Genomic DNA, 16,362 nt, shown 5'->3' with positions numbered 1-16,362 from the left:
CATGTTTCGACGTCAGGCTCTGACGCTGGGCAGCTTGCTGCTCGGCGCCATCACCCTGGGCGGCTGGACGCTGTTCAAGCAAAAGGACAAGAGTCCGTTACTGCTGTCGGCACGGGACGATGCCGACGGCAAGCACTACGCGGTCGGCTATCGACTGGACGGCACACGGGTGTTCGCCACCCAGGTTGGCCAGCGCTGCCATGACATCATCAATCACCCGGCGCTGCCGATCGCCCTGTTCGTCGCCCGCCGCCCGGGCACCGAAAGCTATCTGGTCGACTTGCGCGACGGCACGCTGCTGCAAACCATCACCTCGCTGCCGAACCGGCATTTCTACGGTCATGCGGTGATCCACAAGAGCGGCGAATGGCTCTACGCCACAGAAAACGATACCAGCGATCCGGGACGCGGCCTGCTCGGCGTGTACCGTTTCGAAGGCGAACGGCTGGTGCACAGTGGCGAACTGTCCACCCACGGCATCGGCCCTCACCAAGTGTCGTGGCTGCCCGACGGTGAGACGCTGGTGGTGGCCAACGGCGGCATCCGCACCGAGGCCGAAAGCCGGGTCGAAATGAACCTCGACGCCATGGAGCCGAGCCTGGTGCTGATGCACCGTGATGGCACGCTGTTGAGCAAGGAAACCCTCGCCCAGCAGATGAACAGCGTGCGCCATATGGGCATCGCCAGCGATGGCACCATCGTCACCGGCCAGCAGTTCATGGGAGCGGCCCACGAATCGTCCGAATTGCTCGCGATCAAGCGTCCGGGCCAACCGTTCAAGGCGTTCCCGGTACCTGAATACCAGCTGCAAGCCATGGGGCATTACACCGCCAGCGTCGCCGTGCACAGCGACCTGCGCCTGGTAGCCCTGACGGCGCCACGGGGCAACCGTTTTTTCATCTGGGACCTGGACAGCGGCGAGGTTCGCCTCGACGCGCCCCTGCCGGACTGCGCCGGGGTCGGCGCGGTAGCCGACGGGTTTGTCGTGACTTCGGGCCAGGGACGTTGCCGTTACTACGATTGTCGGCAGCCACAACTGGTTGCAAAGCCGCTGGATCTGCCGGCGGGGCTCTGGGACAACCATCTGCATCTGGTCTGAGCTGCAAGCGCAGAGGGCGCAGGGAAAAACCTTACACATTGCCGACAAACACCGATTGGAATCCTCCGGGCACTCAAGGTAAGGTGCCCGCCTGTCTGTATTTCTCTCGGCTATTTTCCAAGGAAGTGGAACATGCTGCGACGACGCATGCTGATCATGTTGGGTGTTGTCCTGCTGGTGGTGCTGGCGCTGGCGGGCTACAAGGCCTATTCCATCTATCAGCAGATCCAGATGTTCTCTGCGCCCAAACCTGCGGTCAGCGTCGCGGTGGCCAAGGCCGTCGAACAGCCATGGCAAGCCCGCCTGCCCACTGTCGGCAGCCTCAAGGCGTTGCAAGGCGTCGACCTGAGCCTGGAAATCGCCGGCACCGTGCAAAAGGTCCAGTTCGAATCCGGCCAGAAGGTCAAGGCCGGGCAACCGATCCTGCAACTGGACAGCGAAGTCGAAAGCGCCCTGCTGGAAACTGCCCAGGCCGACCTTGGCCTGTCGCAACTGGATTTCGGCCGTGGCCGACAACTGGTGGGCAGCCAGGCAATTTCCAAGGGCGAGTTCGACCGGCTTTCGGCCCAATTGAAGAAGAACCAGGCCACGGTCAACCAGCTCAAGGCTTCGCTGGCGAAAAAACACATCGTCGCGCCGTTCAGCGGCACCATCGGCATCCGCCAGGTGGATGTCGGCGACTACCTCGCCAGCGGCACGGTGATCGCGACCCTGCAGGACCTCAGCAGCCTGTACGTCGACTTCTACGTTCCTGAACAGACGGTGCCCCGGCTGGCGGTTGCCCAGCCAGTCAACGTCAGCGTCTCGGCCTATCCCGGCCAGACCTTCGTTGGCACCATCAGCGCAATCAACCCCAAGGTCGAGGACAGCACCCGTAATGTGCTCGTGCGCGCCACGCTCGCCAACCCCGACGGCAAGCTGTTGCCCGGCATGTTCGCCAACCTGAACGTCATCCTGCCGGACGTCGCCGTCGGTATCGTCGTGCCGGAGAGCGCCGTGACCTACACCCTCTATGGCAATTCCATGTACGTGGTCACTCAGAAGAAAACCGCCGATGGCAGTGTCGAGAAGGATGACAAGGGCCAGCCGATCCTGATTGCCGAACGGCGCTTTGTCGAAACCGGTGAGCGCCGTGACGGGCAGGTCCTGGTGACCAAGGGCGTGCAGCGCGGCGAAGAAGTAGTGATTGCCGGCCAGATCAAGCTCGACAACGGTACGCCCATCGCCATCAGCGACGACAAGACCCTGACCGAACAGAACAGCCCACCGCGCGCGGACTGATCAAGGAACCCCCATGGCCTTTACCGATCCGTTCATCCGCCGCCCGGTGCTTGCCACCGTGGTCAGCCTGTTGATCGTGCTGCTGGGCTTCCAGGCCTGGAGCAAGCTGCCCCTGCGCCAGTATCCACAGATGGAAAATGCCCTGATCACGGTGACCACCGCCTACCCCGGGGCCAACGCCGAGACCATCCAGGGTTACATCACCCAACCGATGCAGCAAAGCCTGGCCAGTGCCGAGGGCATCGACTACATGACTTCGGTCAGCCGCCAGAATTTCTCGGTCATATCGGTTTACGCGCGCATCGGTTCGAACAGCGACCGGCTCTTTACCGAACTGCTGGCCAAGGCCAACGAGGTGAAGAACCAACTGCCCCAGGACGCCGAGGACCCGGTCCTCAGCCGCGAGGCAGCCGATGCCTCGGCGCTGATGTACATCAGTTTCTTCAGCAAGGAGCTGAACAACCCACAGATCACCGATTATCTGTCGCGCGTCATCCAGCCCAAACTGGCAACGCTGCCGGGCATGGCCGAGGCCGAGATCCTCGGCAACCAGGTGTTTGCCATGCGCCTGTGGCTGGACCCGGTCAAGCTCGCAGGCTTCGGCCTGACCGCCGCCGACGTGACCAACGCCGTGCGCCAGCACAACTTTCTCTCCGCTGCTGGTGAAGTGAAAGGCGAGTACGTGGTCACCAGCATCAACGCCAACACCGAACTCAAATCCGCCGAGGCATTCGCCGGCATCCCGCTCAAGACTGACGGTGACAGCCGCGTGTTGCTGCGGGACGTGGCGCGGGTGGAGATGGGCGCCGAAAACTACGACACCATCAGCTCTTTCGGTGGTACCCCTTCGGTGTACATCGGGATCAAGGCAACCCCTGGGGCCAACCCCCTCGATGTCATCAAGGAAGTGCGCAAGATCATGCCGGAAATGGAGGCCCAGCTGCCGTCCAACCTCAAGGCCGAGATCGCCTACGATGCCACGCTGTTCATCCAGGCCTCCATCGACGAAGTGGTGAAGACCCTGTTCGAGGCGGTGCTGATCGTCATCGTCGTGGTGTTCCTGTTCCTCGGCGCCCTGCGGTCGGTGCTCATTCCGGTAGTGACCATTCCCCTGTCGATGATCGGCGTGATGTTCTTCATGCAGTTGATGGGCTACTCCATGAACCTGCTGACACTGCTGGCCATGGTATTAGCCATCGGCCTGGTGGTGGACGACGCCATCGTGGTGGTGGAAAACATCCACCGGCACATCGAGGAAGGCAAGACACCGTTCGACGCCGCGATTGAAGGCGCGCGGGAAATCGCCATGCCGGTGGTCTCGATGACCATCACGCTGGCGGCGGTCTATGCACCGATCGGTCTGCTCGAAGGCCTGACGGGGGCGCTGTTCAAGGAGTTCGCCCTGACCCTCGCCGGGGCGGTGGTGATCTCTGGAATCGTCGCCCTGACCCTCTCCCCAATGATGTGCGCGATGCTGCTGCGTCATGATCAGAACCCCTCGGGGCTGGCCCATCGGCTGGACGTGATCTTCGAGCGCCTGAAGGCCCGTTACCAGCGCATGCTTCACGGCACGCTCAACACTCGGCCGGTGGTGCTGGTATTCGCCGTGCTCGTGCTGTTGCTGATTCCGGTGCTGATCATGTTCACCAAGTCCGAACTGGCGCCTGACGAGGACCAGGGCATCATCTTCATGATGGCCAACGCCCCGAAGACCACCAACCTGGACTACCTGAACGCTTACACCGATCACTTCATCACGATCTTCAAGGAATTCCCCGAGTACTACTCTTCGTTCCAGATCAACGGCTACAACGGCGTACAGTCGGGCATCGGCGGCTTCCTGCTCAAGCCCTGGAACGAACGCAGCCGCACCCAGATGGAAATCCTCCCGGAAGTCCAGGCCAGGCTGGAAAGCGTGCCCGGCCTGCAGATCTTCGGCTTCAACCTGCCCTCGCTGCCCGGCACGGGCGAAGGCTTGCCCTTCGAATTCGTCATCAACTCGCCGAAGGACTACACGACGCTCCTGCAGATTGCCGAACGGGTCAAGAAGCGTGCGCTGGAGTCCGGCAAGTTCGCCTTCATGGACATCGACCTTGCGTTCGACAAGCCTGAAGTCGTGGTGGACATCGATCGCGCCAAAGCCGCCCAGATGGGCGTCTCGATGCAAGATCTCGGCGGCACGCTGGCGACACTGCTGGGCGAGGCGGAGATCAACCGCTTCACGCTGGAGGGGCGTAGCTACAAGGTCATCGCCCAGGTCGAGCGGCCATTCCGGGACAATCCGGACTGGCTGAACAATTATTACGTAAAGAACGCCCAGGGCGAGTCGCTTCCGTTGTCGACGCTGATCAAGGTCAGCGACCAGGCACGACCGCGGCAACTGAACCAGTTCCAGCAGCTCAATGCTGTCACGATCTCGGGCTTTCCCACGGTAAGCATGGGCGAGGCCATCGAGACAGTTCGCCAGATAGCCCTTGAGGAAGCGCCGACAGGGTTCGCCTTTGATTACGCCGGAGCTTCGCGTCAGTTCGTCCAGGAAGGCAGCGCGTTATGGGTCACCTTTGGCCTGGCGCTGGCAATCATTTTCCTGGTGCTGGCGGCGCAGTTCGAAAGCTTCCGCGACCCGCTGGTGATCCTGGTGACGGTGCCGTTGTCCATTTGCGGCGCACTGATTCCGCTGTTCCTCGGCTGGTCGAGCATGAACATCTACACCCAGGTGGGGCTGGTGACCCTGATCGGCCTGATCAGCAAGCATGGCATCCTGATCGTCGAATTCGCCAACCAGCTGCGCAAGGAGCAAGGCTTGAGTCCGCGAGACGCAGTGGAACAGGCCGCATCGATTCGCCTGCGTCCGGTGCTGATGACCACTGCCGCCATGGTGTTTGGCATGGTGCCGTTGATCCTCGCCACCGGTGCCGGCGCAGTGAGCCGCTTCGACATCGGCACGGTCATCGCCACCGGCATGTCGATCGGCACCTTGTTCACGTTGTTCGTGCTGCCGTGTGTCTACACCTTGCTGGCCAAGCCGGACAAAGCCTGAGGGCATGAGGGTCGGGGTCCCGTGGCGAGGGAGCTTGCTCCCGCTGGACCGCGAAGCGGTCCCGACTGGATTCCGGATCAGGCTATTCGTCGTATGGATGACGACTGCTTCGCAGCCGAGCGGGAGCAAGCTCCCTCGCCACAGCCCCCATGTTTCGGCTTCCTGACACTCAACTCTGCGGTCGCATGCCCTGGGACAGACTGAACATGAACAGCAACAGGTCGTCGTCCGGCTGGATCGCCTCGCTGGCCTTGGCCACCCGAGGCACCGGGCAATGTGCGCCGACAGTGGAGGCACTGAGGATCTGCGAGCGTGGCTGCTCCCACACCACCAGCGCCAGGGATGCAACTGCCAGGGCTCCGACTAAAAACAAACCTCTAGCAATTTCTAGTTTCATCGGGATAAACCTTTGATAGCGCTGCCAAACGCCGCCTCGTAAAAATAGACGAGTTTTCCCCAGTCGCAATCCTGGAACGACGAATGGCGCCGCAGCTGGCTCATGTCATGGAACGCCGCGCCGCGTGCGGTCAGCCGTTGGCGACATTTCTCAAGATCGAGCAACGCCACTTCGGCCTTAGCCGACTCGCCCTCTCCGGTTACTCGCACGAATACATGCTTGATGTAGAGGCAACTGTGCTGCCAGCGTCCCTTGTGCATACGGGCGAGGTTCTCGGCCAGGGCCTGGAGGAGACGATCATGGACCGCCTCGCCATGACGCTCGCGGCCGCCTGCGGCATACCAATGCCCGATTTCCTCGAAGCCGTCCAGAGCGCGGGTGACCAGCAGCGCCCGCCACTTGTGGACCGGGTCTCTCTGCGCGCCGCAAAAGACCACTTGGGGTACCGTGACGCCGAGTTCCGCCAGGGCCAACAGCGCTCGCTCTTCACGCAACACGGTCGGACGGCCGAACGGGTGCAACAGACTACGGTAAATGTGTCCGGTCTGGCGCTTGGAATAAAACAGCTCGCCATCATGGCTGATCCGCTGCACACCGCTTTCGCCGCCACGCCGGGTATTGGGCGCTTCCACCCACTCGCCACGCTGATTCCAGATCTGGTCAAAGCAACTACGAGAAGCCGCCTGGGCTCCTGCTACCTGTACAACCATGCCTGCTACCCCTTGCGTAATACATAAACTCGCCACATGGCATAGAGCGGCAGGAAATCCAACTGTTCCTCAATGCGAAACCCGGCCTGCCGAAACTCTTCTTCGACTGTAGCGACCGGTAACACAAATCGGTTCTGGTAGTCTTTCTGCCCACGGGTGCGCTCCAGGCGCTTGCGTTTCCAGGCCTTGAAATTGCCGTCGACCCACAATGAAACGATTACGCTGTCACGGGTGACACGCTCGAATTCCCTCAATATCGCCAGTCGGTGCGCGGGTTCGCCGATGTGGTGCAAGAGGCGCATGCAAAAAATGCTGTCGACGGCGTTATCAGGCAAGGCGATGTCGAACGCAGATGTGTGCAAAGGTTGTACCCGTTTTACGACATCGGCCGGTTGTGCCTTCAACGCCGTCTGGAGCATGGCGGTGGAATTGTCCGCGCCGATGATTACCCGGCCGGCTTTCTCGGCCAGCAGCGGCCAGAAACGTCCGGCTCCGCACGGCAAGTCCAGGACCAGGCCCGGGTCGCCCGCGAGCATCAAGGCGCGCCGGGCCAGTTGTTCGTCCCGATGGTGGGAAAGACGGCGGCTCAGCCCCGTCTTGTGTTTGCGCAGGTACTGCTGGGCATGTCGCTCGTCGTACTTGGCGGAAAAAGCTAGCTTGATGGGATTGGACATCGATGGCGCCTCCAGAGTTGATGGCGCCACCTTAGGGATCGGCTTGTAGCTGCCAGGTCATCCCTTTGTGAAAACTTCGTCATGTAAACGGCTGAATGTTTTCAAGATTTTTCGCCGCCGATCTCAGGACTTCGGGTTCAACTCCACCTCGAAACGGCATCCGTTGGGTTCCATCGTGCTGAGGCTCACGGTCCAGCCCTGGTCCTCGCAGATCCGCTGCACCAGTGACAGCCCCAGCCCCAGTCCCTCGCCACGCTTTTCGTTACCGCGCACGAACGGCTCGAACATCGCCTCGCGCTTCTCCTCGGGAATGCCTACGCCGCTGTCCTCGACGACAAATCCAGTGGCGGTCAGCGAGACGCGGATAAAACCCTGGTCGGTGTAATGCAAGGCGTTACGCAGCAGATTTCCCATGACGGCAGTCAGGAACGTGGCGTTGTACTGCGTATCGGTGGTTTGCCCTGGTTCGAAGATCAAGGTCAGGCCCTTGGATTCGATCGGCGCACGCCACACCCCAAGGAGGTTTTCCGCGACCTGCCCCAGCGTCGAGCGAGGCGACATGCCGTTGTCCTCGCGTTGGGCCCTGGCAAGCATCAGGAAGGTCTGCACCAGTTCGCGCATTTCTTCGCTGGCGCGGTTGATGCGCTCGACCTGGGTGCGACCACGCTGGTCCAGCGCCGGATTCTCCAGCAACAATTCGCAGGAGGTGGCGAGGATCATCAACGGCGTGCGCAGTTCGTGACTTACGTCACTGGTGAACAACCGTTCCCGGGTCAGGGCCTGGCGCAACCGGCCCAGCGTGGCATCGAACGCCACGGCCAGCTCGCCCACCTCATCAGCGGCATAATCCGGCGCCAATGGCGGAGCGAGCCCGAGCAACTGGTCGCGATGCCGTACCTGCCGGGCCAGACGTACCACCGGCGCCATCACCCGGCGTGCCAGGACCCAGCCCAGGAACACCGCGAGCGCCAGACTGAGGACGAAGCCCACCAGCACCACGGCAAACAGCACCCGCTCGCGCTCCTCGAAATCGCTCTGGTCCTGCAACAGCACGTAATGCCGACCGTCAACAATCTCTACCATCGCGTGATAGGACAGCTGTTCGCGAAAGACTTCGTGAAAGCCACGTTGCAGGTGACGAAGGTCCCTGGGCAACTCGAAGTCCCCCGGGCCGCCGCTGAAATAGAACAGCTGGTCGGGTTCCGGACGATGACTCCAGTCGGAAACGCTGTCCATCAACAGCAGGCGTTGCAGGTCGCCTCCGAGCCCGGCGGAAATCAGCTTTTCTTCCACCAGATGGACCGTTGCCACGATGCCCAGTGCAAACGCTCCCGCCACCAATGCGCTCATCAGCGCAAAAGCGATGATGATCCGTTGCGCAAGGCTTTGCTTAAACTCCATCTCGGCCCTCGGCCAACCGATAGCCGACGCCGTGCACAGTGTGCAGCAACGGTTTTTCAAACGGTTTGTCGATCACCTGGCGCAATTGGTGGACATGGCTGCGCAGGCTGTCGCTATCCGGACAATCATCGCCCCACAGGGCTTCCTCAAGGATCTCGCGCCGCAGTACGTGGGGGCTTTTCTGCATCAGTACCGCCAGCAACTTGAGGCCCACGGGGTTGAGCTTGAGCAGTTTGCCTTCCCGGGTCACTTCCAACGTATCGAGGTCGTAGCTCAGGTCGCCGACTTGCAACGCGCGTCGGCCACCACCCTGGGCACGCCGCATGACCGCTTCGATCCGCGCCGCCAGCTCCGACAAGGCAAAGGGCTTGACCAGGTAATCATCCGCCCCGGATTTGAAACCCTGCAAACGATCATCCAACTGGTCCCGCGCGGTGAGCATGATCACCGGTGTATCGCGCCGGGCGTCTTCGCGCAGGCGCTTGCACAGCGTATAGCCGTCGATGCCCGGCAGCATGATATCCAGCACAATCAAGTCGTAGTGTTCGGTCGCGGCCAGGTGCAGCCCTGACAAACCGTCCTGTGCGCAATCGACCGTGTAGCCCTTGAGACCCAGGTAGTCGGCCAGGTTGGCCAGGATGTCACGGTTGTCTTCAACCAACAGAATTCGCATGGGCATCTCCTCTGCGCACGGGGCAATCGTCGTGGCCCGCGCAGCTTAAGGCCAAGCGTGGCTTACGGCTAGGGTTGTATACGCAGTGCGAGTCACTGTGGGAGCGAGCCTGCTCGCGAAGGCGGTAGAACAGCTGCCATCCAGGTTGAATGTGCCGCCCCTTCGCGAGCAGGCTCGCTCCCACAAAGGTCAAGAGCCCTCAGCAGCGGGGCTGCGCGGGTGTTGACGAGTTTTTCACCCAACCTTCACACCGCCCGAACGCAACGCAGACCAGACTGTGCAACGCGCTGATCACGAAAACTCCCATCAAAGGTACTGCCATGGTTTCCACTGCCATCCGCCCCGCTTCCAGGCCCCTGAATCTATGGGTCGCCCTGGGCCTGCCCGCCGTGGTCGCAGCCATTCTGGTGTTGCTGGAACTGACCACCCTGGACATGAACGTGGCCAAGCTGTTTTACGATCCGACGGCGGGTGGGTTTATCGGTCGACACAGTTTTTTCCTGGAAGACATCCTGCATGACCGGGCCAAACAGCTGGTCATCGGGTTTTCCGTGCTGGCGGTCGTGGGGTTTATCGCCTCGTTTTTTATCGCTCGGCTCAAGCCGTACAAACGTGAGCTGGGTTGCCTGGTCCTGTCGCTGGCATTGGCGACTGCGTTTGTCACGCCTTTGAAGGCAGTGACGGCAGTGCAATGCCCATGGAGTCTCAAGGAGTTCGGTGGCAAGGAAACCTACAGTGAGCTACTGAGCCCACGCCCGGCTACCGACAAGCCCGGCAGATGCTGGCCCGGCGGGCATGCCGCCACCGGCTTCACGCTGTTCGCGTTGTTTTTCGTACTGCGTGACCGTCGCCCACGCCTCGCACGCCAGGCGCTGGTGTTCGCCTTTGCCCTGGGCACGGTGTTTTCCGTGGGACGCATGATGCAAGGGGCGCACTTTTTCTCCCACAACGTCTGGACGGCGGTGTTCTGCTGGCTGATTTGCCTCGGGTGTTATTACTGCGTTCTGTACCGACCTGCCGCCATGGCTGGGCGTGTCGCGGTCGCCAGTCCCGCCAATGCCTGAATTGAACCACGTCCCATGTGGGAGCGAGCTTGCTCGCGATAGCGGTGGGTCAGTGCCGGATATATGAGCTGACACACCGTAATCGCGAGCAAGCTCGCTCCCACATTGGGATTGGTGTCGTTCATGAATCCACGGCAATAAAAAACCCCGCCTGCTTTCACAGGCGGGGTTTTTCGCTACAGGGGTAAGGCTGGCTTACATCATGCCGCCCATGCCACCCATGCCGCCCATGTCTGGCATGCCGCCGCCAGCTGGAGCGTCGTCCTTGATTTCAGCGATCATCGCCTCGGTGGTGATCATCAGGCTGGCAATCGACGAAGCCGCTTGCAGAGCCGAACGAGTCACTTTGGCCGGGTCCAGGATACCCATTTCGATCATGTCGCCGTATTCGCCGGTGGCAGCGTTGTAACCGTAGTTACCCGAACCCTGCTTGACCTTGTCGACCACTACGCTTGGCTCGTCGCCGGAGTTGGCAACGATCTGGCGCAGAGGTGCTTCAACAGCGCGACGCAGCAACTGGATGCCAACGTTCTGGTCATCGTTGTCGCCTTTCAGCTCGCTGATGGCTTGCAGGGCACGAACCAGTGCCACGCCGCCGCCAGGCACCACGCCTTCTTCGACGGCTGCGCGGGTTGCGTGCAGGGCGTCTTCAACGCGGGCTTTCTTCTCTTTCATTTCAACTTCGGAACCGGCGCCAACCTTGATCACCGCAACACCGCCGGACAGCTTGGCCAGACGCTCTTGCAGTTTTTCGCGGTCGTAGTCGGACGAAGTCTCGGCCACTTGTGCGCGGATCTGGGTGACACGAGCCTGGATATCGGCATCGTTGCCAGCACCGTCGATCACGGTGGTGTTTTCCTTGGACAGGATCACGCGCTTGGCGTTACCCAGGTGCTCCAGGGTGGTGCTTTCCAGGCTCAGGCCGATCTCTTCGGAGATAACGGTACCGCCGGTCAGTACGGCGATGTCCTGCAGCATGGCCTTGCGACGGTCGCCGAAGCCTGGAGCCTTGACGGCTGCAACCTTGACGATGCCACGCATGTTGTTCACGACCAGGGTCGCCAGGGCTTCGCCTTCGACATCTTCAGCCACGATCAGCAGAGGGCGGCCGGCTTTGGCAACGGCTTCCAGCACTGGCAGCATTTCGCGGATGTTGGAGATCTTCTTATCGACCAGCAGGATCAGCGGGCTGTCCAGCTCGGCAACCATGGTGTCCGGCTTGTTGACGAAGTATGGCGACAGGTAGCCACGGTCGAACTGCATGCCTTCTACAACCGACAGTTCGTTTTCCAGGCCCGAGCCTTCTTCAACGGTGATCACGCCTTCCTTGCCGACTTTTTCCATGGCTTCGGCAATGATGTCGCCGATGGAGTTGTCGGAGTTGGCGGAGATGGTACCTACCTGGGCGATTGCCTTGGAGTCAGCGCAAGGCTTGGCCAGACCCTTCAGTTCCTTGACGATGGCGATGGTCGCCTTGTCGATGCCGCGCTTGAGGTCCATCGGGTTCATGCCGGCAGCGACGGCTTTCAGGCCTTCGTTGACGATCGACTGAGCCAGTACGGTCGCGGTGGTGGTGCCGTCACCGGCGTCGTCGTTGGCACGGGAAGCAACGTCTTTGACCAGTTGCGCACCCATGTTTTCGAAGCGATCTTTCAGCTCGATTTCCTTGGCTACGGAAACGCCGTCCTTGGTGATGGTCGGAGCGCCGAAGCTCTTCTCGATGATCACGTTACGGCCTTTCGGGCCGAGGGTCGCTTTTACTGCGTCAGCCAGGACGTTGACACCGGCGAGCATTTTCTTGCGGGCGGAATCGCCGAATTTAACTTCTTTAGCAGCCATGATCGATATTCCTTAAATACTTTGTAGTAGTAGCGGGAAAATGAGCGGGGAAATCAGCCTTCGAGAACGGCGAGGATTTCGTTCTCGCTCATTACCAACAGGTCTTCGCCGTCGACTTTCACAGTGTTGCTGCCGGAGTAAGGGCCGAACACAACCTTGTCACCCACTTTCACGGCCAGCGCACGTACTTCACCGTTTTCCAGAGCCTTGCCCGGACCTACAGCGAGAACTTCACCGTGGTTGGCTTTTTCAGCAGCCGAACCTGGCAGGACGATACCGCCAGCGGTTTTCTTCTCTTCTTCGCTGCGACGGATGACGACGCGGTCATGCAGAGGACGAAGCTTCATTGTCGATCTCTCCTAATTTTGGTTTTCATCGGCCGGTGTAGTCCCGGCGGGTTTAACAAAAGCCGGCGGAGCCGGGGTGCGGTTCGTCAAGCGAACCGCGGAAGTCTGTCCGGTGTCGCCACCGGAAACCTTGCGGTGACCCATACATAAGGGCGTGCAAGTCGATTACAAGGGTCGAGGGTGAAATTTTTTACTGAACGAGCGCTAAAACGAACACGGCACCCGAAGGTGCCGTGTCGCTGGCTGCCGTGTCACTGAAAGCTACTTGGGGTCGCGGTGTTCGAATTCGCCTTCGATCACGTTGGGCTCACGGCCCACGGGTTCGCGCGGCGTCGGACCGCCACGGGGCTGGAGGTCATCGGCGAAAGCCCGCTGGCGCATCGCCTGTTCTTCGGCGCGCTGGCGCATCTTGTTGGCCAGCAACCGGCGCGTGAAGGGCAGCAGCAAGACCAGGCCCAGCACGTCGCTGATGAAGCCAGGCAGGATCAACAGACCACCACCCAGCGCGAGCATCAGGCCTTCGAGCATGGTCTGGGCGGGCAGTTCGCCACGGGTCAGGCTTTCACGGGCACGCAGTGCCGTGGCCAGGCCGGCGATGCGCAGCACGAACACGCCGAGCATCGAGCCGAGAATGACCAGCAGCAACGCCGGGAAGAACCCGATCGCACCGCTGACCTTGACGAATACGAACAGCTCCAACACCGGGAACAGCAGAAAGAGCAATAAAAAAGGGCGCATCAAATGGTTCCTCAACGCAAGAATGCCTTGCTATGAAAACCTAAATGACGTCGCCCTTTCGTGAATTCAAGCATCAACCTCGGCATTTTTTGGCCATTGCTCGGCGTGAGCCAGGAAAACCAAGGCTTCGCGCACTTGTGTCGGGGTATTGCAAGGCCCCGCAAACGGCAACCAGTGCAGGCCTTGCCCAATGCGCAGGTGCATGCCTTCGCTGTCGATACCGACCAATCGCGCGGGTTGGTTTTTTGGCAGGCCACTCAATTCGACGTAGTGGGCGATGGCTTTGGCATGGTCGGCATTCATGTGTTCGACCATGCCCGCCTCGGCTTTGCCGGCAAAGGGATTGGCCAGGGTGATCTGGTCGATCCAGTGAATCGCGCCGAAGCCGCCGATATAACGATGGCGCACCGGGTGGAGAACCCAGAAATCGAAATCGTGGGCCTTATGGTAGTTCTGCGATTCGGGGAAATAGCGGTAATAACGCTCGGCGGCGGCCTCGATGGCGGCGCTGTCCTCCAGCTTCTGCGCCTCGGCCAGATAGGTCAGGCGCCCGACGGCCTGAACATCCTCGGCGCCCCGCTCTCCCACCAGCATTGAGCATTTAGGGTCTTTTTGCAGATTGTGGGTGTGCTGGGCGATGCGGCTGATGAGTATCAGCGGCAGGCCTTGCGCGTCCAGGCAATACGGCACAACGGAGCCGAACGGAAAGCCGGGCATCGATTTGGAATGGGTGGAGAGCATGCCCCGATATTCCTTGAGCAGCAGTTCGCGGGCATGCTTGGCAGCTTCAACGCTCAATTTATGACTCCTTTAATAAAATTCGTCTAGAAAACGGTCGGTTGAGTGGAGTAATGTTCTGACGCACCTTCGGGCCTGTTTGCTCGCGCAGCCGCGCTGCAAATCGAGACGCGCCCAACCCCTCCACCGCTGCGCCACCTGGACATGAGAATGCAACTCACTGACAAAGTAATCATTATCACCGGCGGTTGCCAGGGCCTGGGTCGCTCCATGGCCGAGTATTTCGCCGGCAAGGGTGCAAAGCTCGCGCTGGTGGACCTCAATCAGGAAAAACTCGACGAGGCGGTCGCCGCCTGCGCCGCCAAGGGCGTCGAGGCGCGTGCGTACCTGTGCAACGTGGCCAATGAAGATCAGGTGATCGACATGGTTGCCCGGGTGGCCGAGGACTTCGGCGCAATCCACGGGCTGATCAACAATGCCGGTATCCTGCGCGACAGCCTGCTGCTCAAGGTCAAGGACGGTGAAATGACCAGAATGAGCCTGGCCCAGTGGCAGGCGGTGATCGACGTCAACCTCACCGGTGTATTCCTGTGCACCCGCGAAGTGGCGGCAAAAATGGTCGAGCTGAAGAACAACGGCGCGATCATCAATATTTCCTCGATCTCCCGCGCCGGCAATGTCGGCCAGACCAACTATTCGGCGGCCAAGGCCGGCGTCGCGGCCGCTACCGTGACCTGGGCCAAGGAACTGGCGCGCTACGGCATCCGCGTGGCGGGGATTGCTCCGGGCTTCATCGAAACCGAAATGACCCTGGGCATGAAACCCGAAGCCCTCGAAAAAATGACCTCGGGAATTCCGCTCAAGCGCATGGGCAAGCCCGAAGAGATTGCGCACTCGGCTGCGTATATCTTCGAGAACGACTACTACACCGGGCGGATCCTGGAGATGGATGGCGGGTTGCGGATCTAAACCCCATCGCATAACAAAATGGACTGACCCAAAAATGTGGGAGCGAGCTTGCTCGCGATGGCGTCGGGTCAGTTTGCATCAATGTTGAATGTAAGACCGCTATCGTCGGATCGCCGCCCGGAGCAAGCTCGCTCCCACAATGGGATGTGTTACCGCTTATTCAATCATCGCTGATAGTAATGTTCGGCATCGCCGGCGACGCAGCCTCCTGCAACACGATCCGCGCGCCCACGTGGCGGGCCAGCTCCTGATAGACCATGGCGATCTGGCTGTCCGGCTCGGCGATGACGGTCGGCTTGCCGCCGTCGGCCTGCTCGCGGATCACCATCGACAGCGGCAACGAAGCCAGCAACTCGACACCGTACTGGGTCGCCAGTTTTTCACCGCCGCCTTCACCGAACAGATGCTCGGCGTGTCCACAGTTCGAGCAGATGTGCACGGCCATGTTTTCCACCACGCCCAGTACCGGGATGTTCACCTTGCGGAACATCTCCACACCCTTGCGCGCATCCAGTAGGGCCAGGTCCTGGGGCGTGGTAACGATCACCGCGCCGGCCACCGGGACTTTCTGCGCGAGGGTCAGCTGGATGTCGCCAGTTCCCGGCGGCATGTCGATCACCAGGTAATCCAGGTCGCCCCAGGCGGTTTGCGTGACCAGTTGCAGCAAGGCGCCGGAGACCATCGGCCCGCGCCAGACCATTGGTGTGTTGTCATCGGTGAGGAAGGCCATGGACATGACCTCCACGCCATGGGATTGCAGCGGTACGAACCACTTCTGGTCCTTGACCTGCGGTCGGGTGCCTTCGGCGATGCCGAACATGATGCCTTGGCTCGGACCGTAGATATCCGCGTCGAGGATACCGACCTTCGCCCCTTCGCGAGCCAGGGCCAGCGCCAGGTTGGCGGCGGTGGTGGACTTGCCTACGCCGCCCTTGCCCGAGGCCACGGCGATGACGTTCTTGACGTTCGCCAAGCCCGGCACCTGGGCTTGGGCCTTGTGGGCGGAAATCACGCTGGTGACCTGGACTTTGGCGCTCGCCACGCCGTCCAGGCCTTCGACCGCCATCTGCAGCATTTGCGCCCAACCATTCTTGAACAGATCGGCGGCATAACCGATCTCCAGTTCGACGCTGACACGATCGCCCTGGATATCGATGGCTCGCACGCATCCGGCGCTGACCGGATCCTGGCTCAGGTAGGGGTCGGTGTACTGGCGAAGGACGGCTTCCACCGCTGCGCGATTGACGGCGCTCATGGGCAACTCCGATAACAAGACTTGAAAACAGGCCGCTATCCTACGCCGCACGCTCTCGCGTGGCGACCCGATTAAGGGTGACGAACGCTCTTGTGGCGAGGGAGCTTGCTCCCGCTCGGCTGCGCAGCAGTCGCAAT

The 16,362-nt window shown here is 60.9% G+C and carries 15 protein-coding genes; 5 read left to right on the top strand and 10 right to left on the bottom strand.

Features of this window, described 5'->3' with window-relative positions; all coding sequences use genetic code 11:
• Nucleotide 1 precedes the first annotated feature (1 nt).
• The 3 genes from J3P91_RS05930 (at nucleotide 2) to J3P91_RS05920 (ending at nucleotide 5,420) form a co-directional block, all read left to right on the top strand.
• Complete coding sequence (locus J3P91_RS05930; RefSeq protein ID WP_305496336.1) at nucleotides 2–1,099, top strand: DUF1513 domain-containing protein; 1,098 nt, start codon at nucleotides 2–4, stop codon at nucleotides 1,097–1,099.
• A 132-nt stretch (nucleotides 1,100–1,231) separates the two neighbouring features.
• On the top strand, nucleotides 1,232–2,380 hold the full coding sequence (locus tag J3P91_RS05925) for an efflux RND transporter periplasmic adaptor subunit (protein WP_434602983.1): 1,149 nt from the start codon (nucleotides 1,232–1,234) through the stop codon (nucleotides 2,378–2,380).
• A gap of 13 nt (nucleotides 2,381–2,393) precedes the next feature.
• A complete protein-coding gene (locus J3P91_RS05920) occupies nucleotides 2,394–5,420 on the top strand; it encodes a multidrug efflux RND transporter permease subunit (RefSeq protein ID WP_434569586.1) in 3,027 nt (1,008 codons plus the stop codon).
• Nucleotides 5,421–5,589: 169 nt separating this feature from the next.
• Here J3P91_RS05920 and J3P91_RS05915 read toward each other — a convergent pair whose 3' ends face one another.
• The 5 genes from J3P91_RS05915 to colR form a co-directional block, all read right to left on the bottom strand.
• Complete coding sequence (locus J3P91_RS05915) at nucleotides 5,590–5,817, bottom strand: hypothetical protein (RefSeq protein ID WP_305496339.1); 228 nt, start codon at nucleotides 5,815–5,817, stop codon at nucleotides 5,590–5,592.
• Nucleotides 5,814–6,527 carry a lipopolysaccharide kinase InaA family protein gene (locus tag J3P91_RS05910; protein ID WP_434602982.1) on the bottom strand — a complete coding sequence of 238 codons (714 nt, stop codon included), beginning with the start codon at nucleotides 6,525–6,527 and terminating at the stop codon, nucleotides 5,814–5,816. Before J3P91_RS05910 ends, J3P91_RS05915 begins: the two co-directional genes overlap by 4 nt.
• Before the next feature lie 5 nt (nucleotides 6,528–6,532).
• Entirely contained in the window at nucleotides 6,533–7,201 is a 669-nt protein-coding gene (locus J3P91_RS05905; protein ID WP_434569588.1) for a class I SAM-dependent methyltransferase, read from the bottom strand.
• Nucleotides 7,202–7,324: 123 nt separating this feature from the next.
• Nucleotides 7,325–8,602, bottom strand: coding sequence for a sensor histidine kinase (locus tag J3P91_RS05900; protein ID WP_305496342.1), 1,278 nt, complete (start codon nucleotides 8,600–8,602; stop codon nucleotides 7,325–7,327).
• Entirely contained in the window at nucleotides 8,592–9,275 is a 684-nt protein-coding gene (gene colR / locus J3P91_RS05895) for a two-component system response regulator ColR (protein ID WP_030142512.1), read from the bottom strand. Before colR ends, J3P91_RS05900 begins: the two co-directional genes overlap by 11 nt.
• Nucleotides 9,276–9,595: 320 nt before the next feature.
• Here colR and J3P91_RS05890 point away from each other — a divergent pair, with 320 nt between their 5' ends.
• Nucleotides 9,596–10,339 carry a phosphatase PAP2 family protein gene (locus tag J3P91_RS05890; RefSeq protein WP_434602981.1) on the top strand — a complete coding sequence of 248 codons (744 nt, stop codon included), beginning with the start codon at nucleotides 9,596–9,598 and terminating at the stop codon, nucleotides 10,337–10,339.
• Between the two features lie 195 nt (nucleotides 10,340–10,534).
• Here J3P91_RS05890 and groL read toward each other — a convergent pair whose 3' ends face one another.
• From groL to J3P91_RS05870, 4 genes are all read right to left on the bottom strand, one after another.
• Nucleotides 10,535–12,178, bottom strand: coding sequence for a chaperonin GroEL (groL, locus tag J3P91_RS05885; protein WP_181288598.1), 1,644 nt, complete (start codon nucleotides 12,176–12,178; stop codon nucleotides 10,535–10,537).
• Between the two features lie 53 nt (nucleotides 12,179–12,231).
• Nucleotides 12,232–12,525, bottom strand: coding sequence for a co-chaperone GroES (locus J3P91_RS05880; protein WP_003204913.1), 294 nt, complete (start codon nucleotides 12,523–12,525; stop codon nucleotides 12,232–12,234).
• Nucleotides 12,526–12,786: 261 nt separating this feature from the next.
• Nucleotides 12,787–13,263 (bottom strand): FxsA family protein, encoded by a 477-nt coding sequence (locus J3P91_RS05875; RefSeq protein WP_434602980.1) that lies wholly within the window; start codon nucleotides 13,261–13,263, stop codon nucleotides 12,787–12,789.
• 66 nt (nucleotides 13,264–13,329) lie between these two features.
• Nucleotides 13,330–14,061 (bottom strand): HugZ family protein, encoded by a 732-nt coding sequence (locus J3P91_RS05870; protein WP_434602979.1) that lies wholly within the window; start codon nucleotides 14,059–14,061, stop codon nucleotides 13,330–13,332.
• Nucleotides 14,062–14,211: 150 nt separating this feature from the next.
• On the opposite strand from J3P91_RS05870, the gene J3P91_RS05865 reads away from it, so the two are divergent.
• Nucleotides 14,212–14,970 carry an SDR family oxidoreductase gene (locus J3P91_RS05865; protein ID WP_434602978.1) on the top strand — a complete coding sequence of 253 codons (759 nt, stop codon included), beginning with the start codon at nucleotides 14,212–14,214 and terminating at the stop codon, nucleotides 14,968–14,970.
• 160 nt (nucleotides 14,971–15,130) lie between these two features.
• On the opposite strand, the gene apbC is transcribed toward J3P91_RS05865, so the two are convergent.
• The gene (apbC, locus tag J3P91_RS05860) at nucleotides 15,131–16,225 is read right to left on the bottom strand and encodes an iron-sulfur cluster carrier protein ApbC (RefSeq protein ID WP_434602977.1); all 1,095 of its coding nucleotides are present in this window, start codon (nucleotides 16,223–16,225) and stop codon (nucleotides 15,131–15,133) included.
• Nucleotides 16,226–16,362: the final 137 nt, after the last annotated feature.

It is taken from the genome of Pseudomonas sp. Z4-7 (genome assembly GCF_051131965.1).
GTDB lineage: Bacteria > Pseudomonadota > Gammaproteobacteria > Pseudomonadales > Pseudomonadaceae > Aquipseudomonas.
The sequence above is the reverse complement of the archived record's forward strand: the minus strand, read 5'-3'. Positions and strand labels throughout refer to the sequence as shown.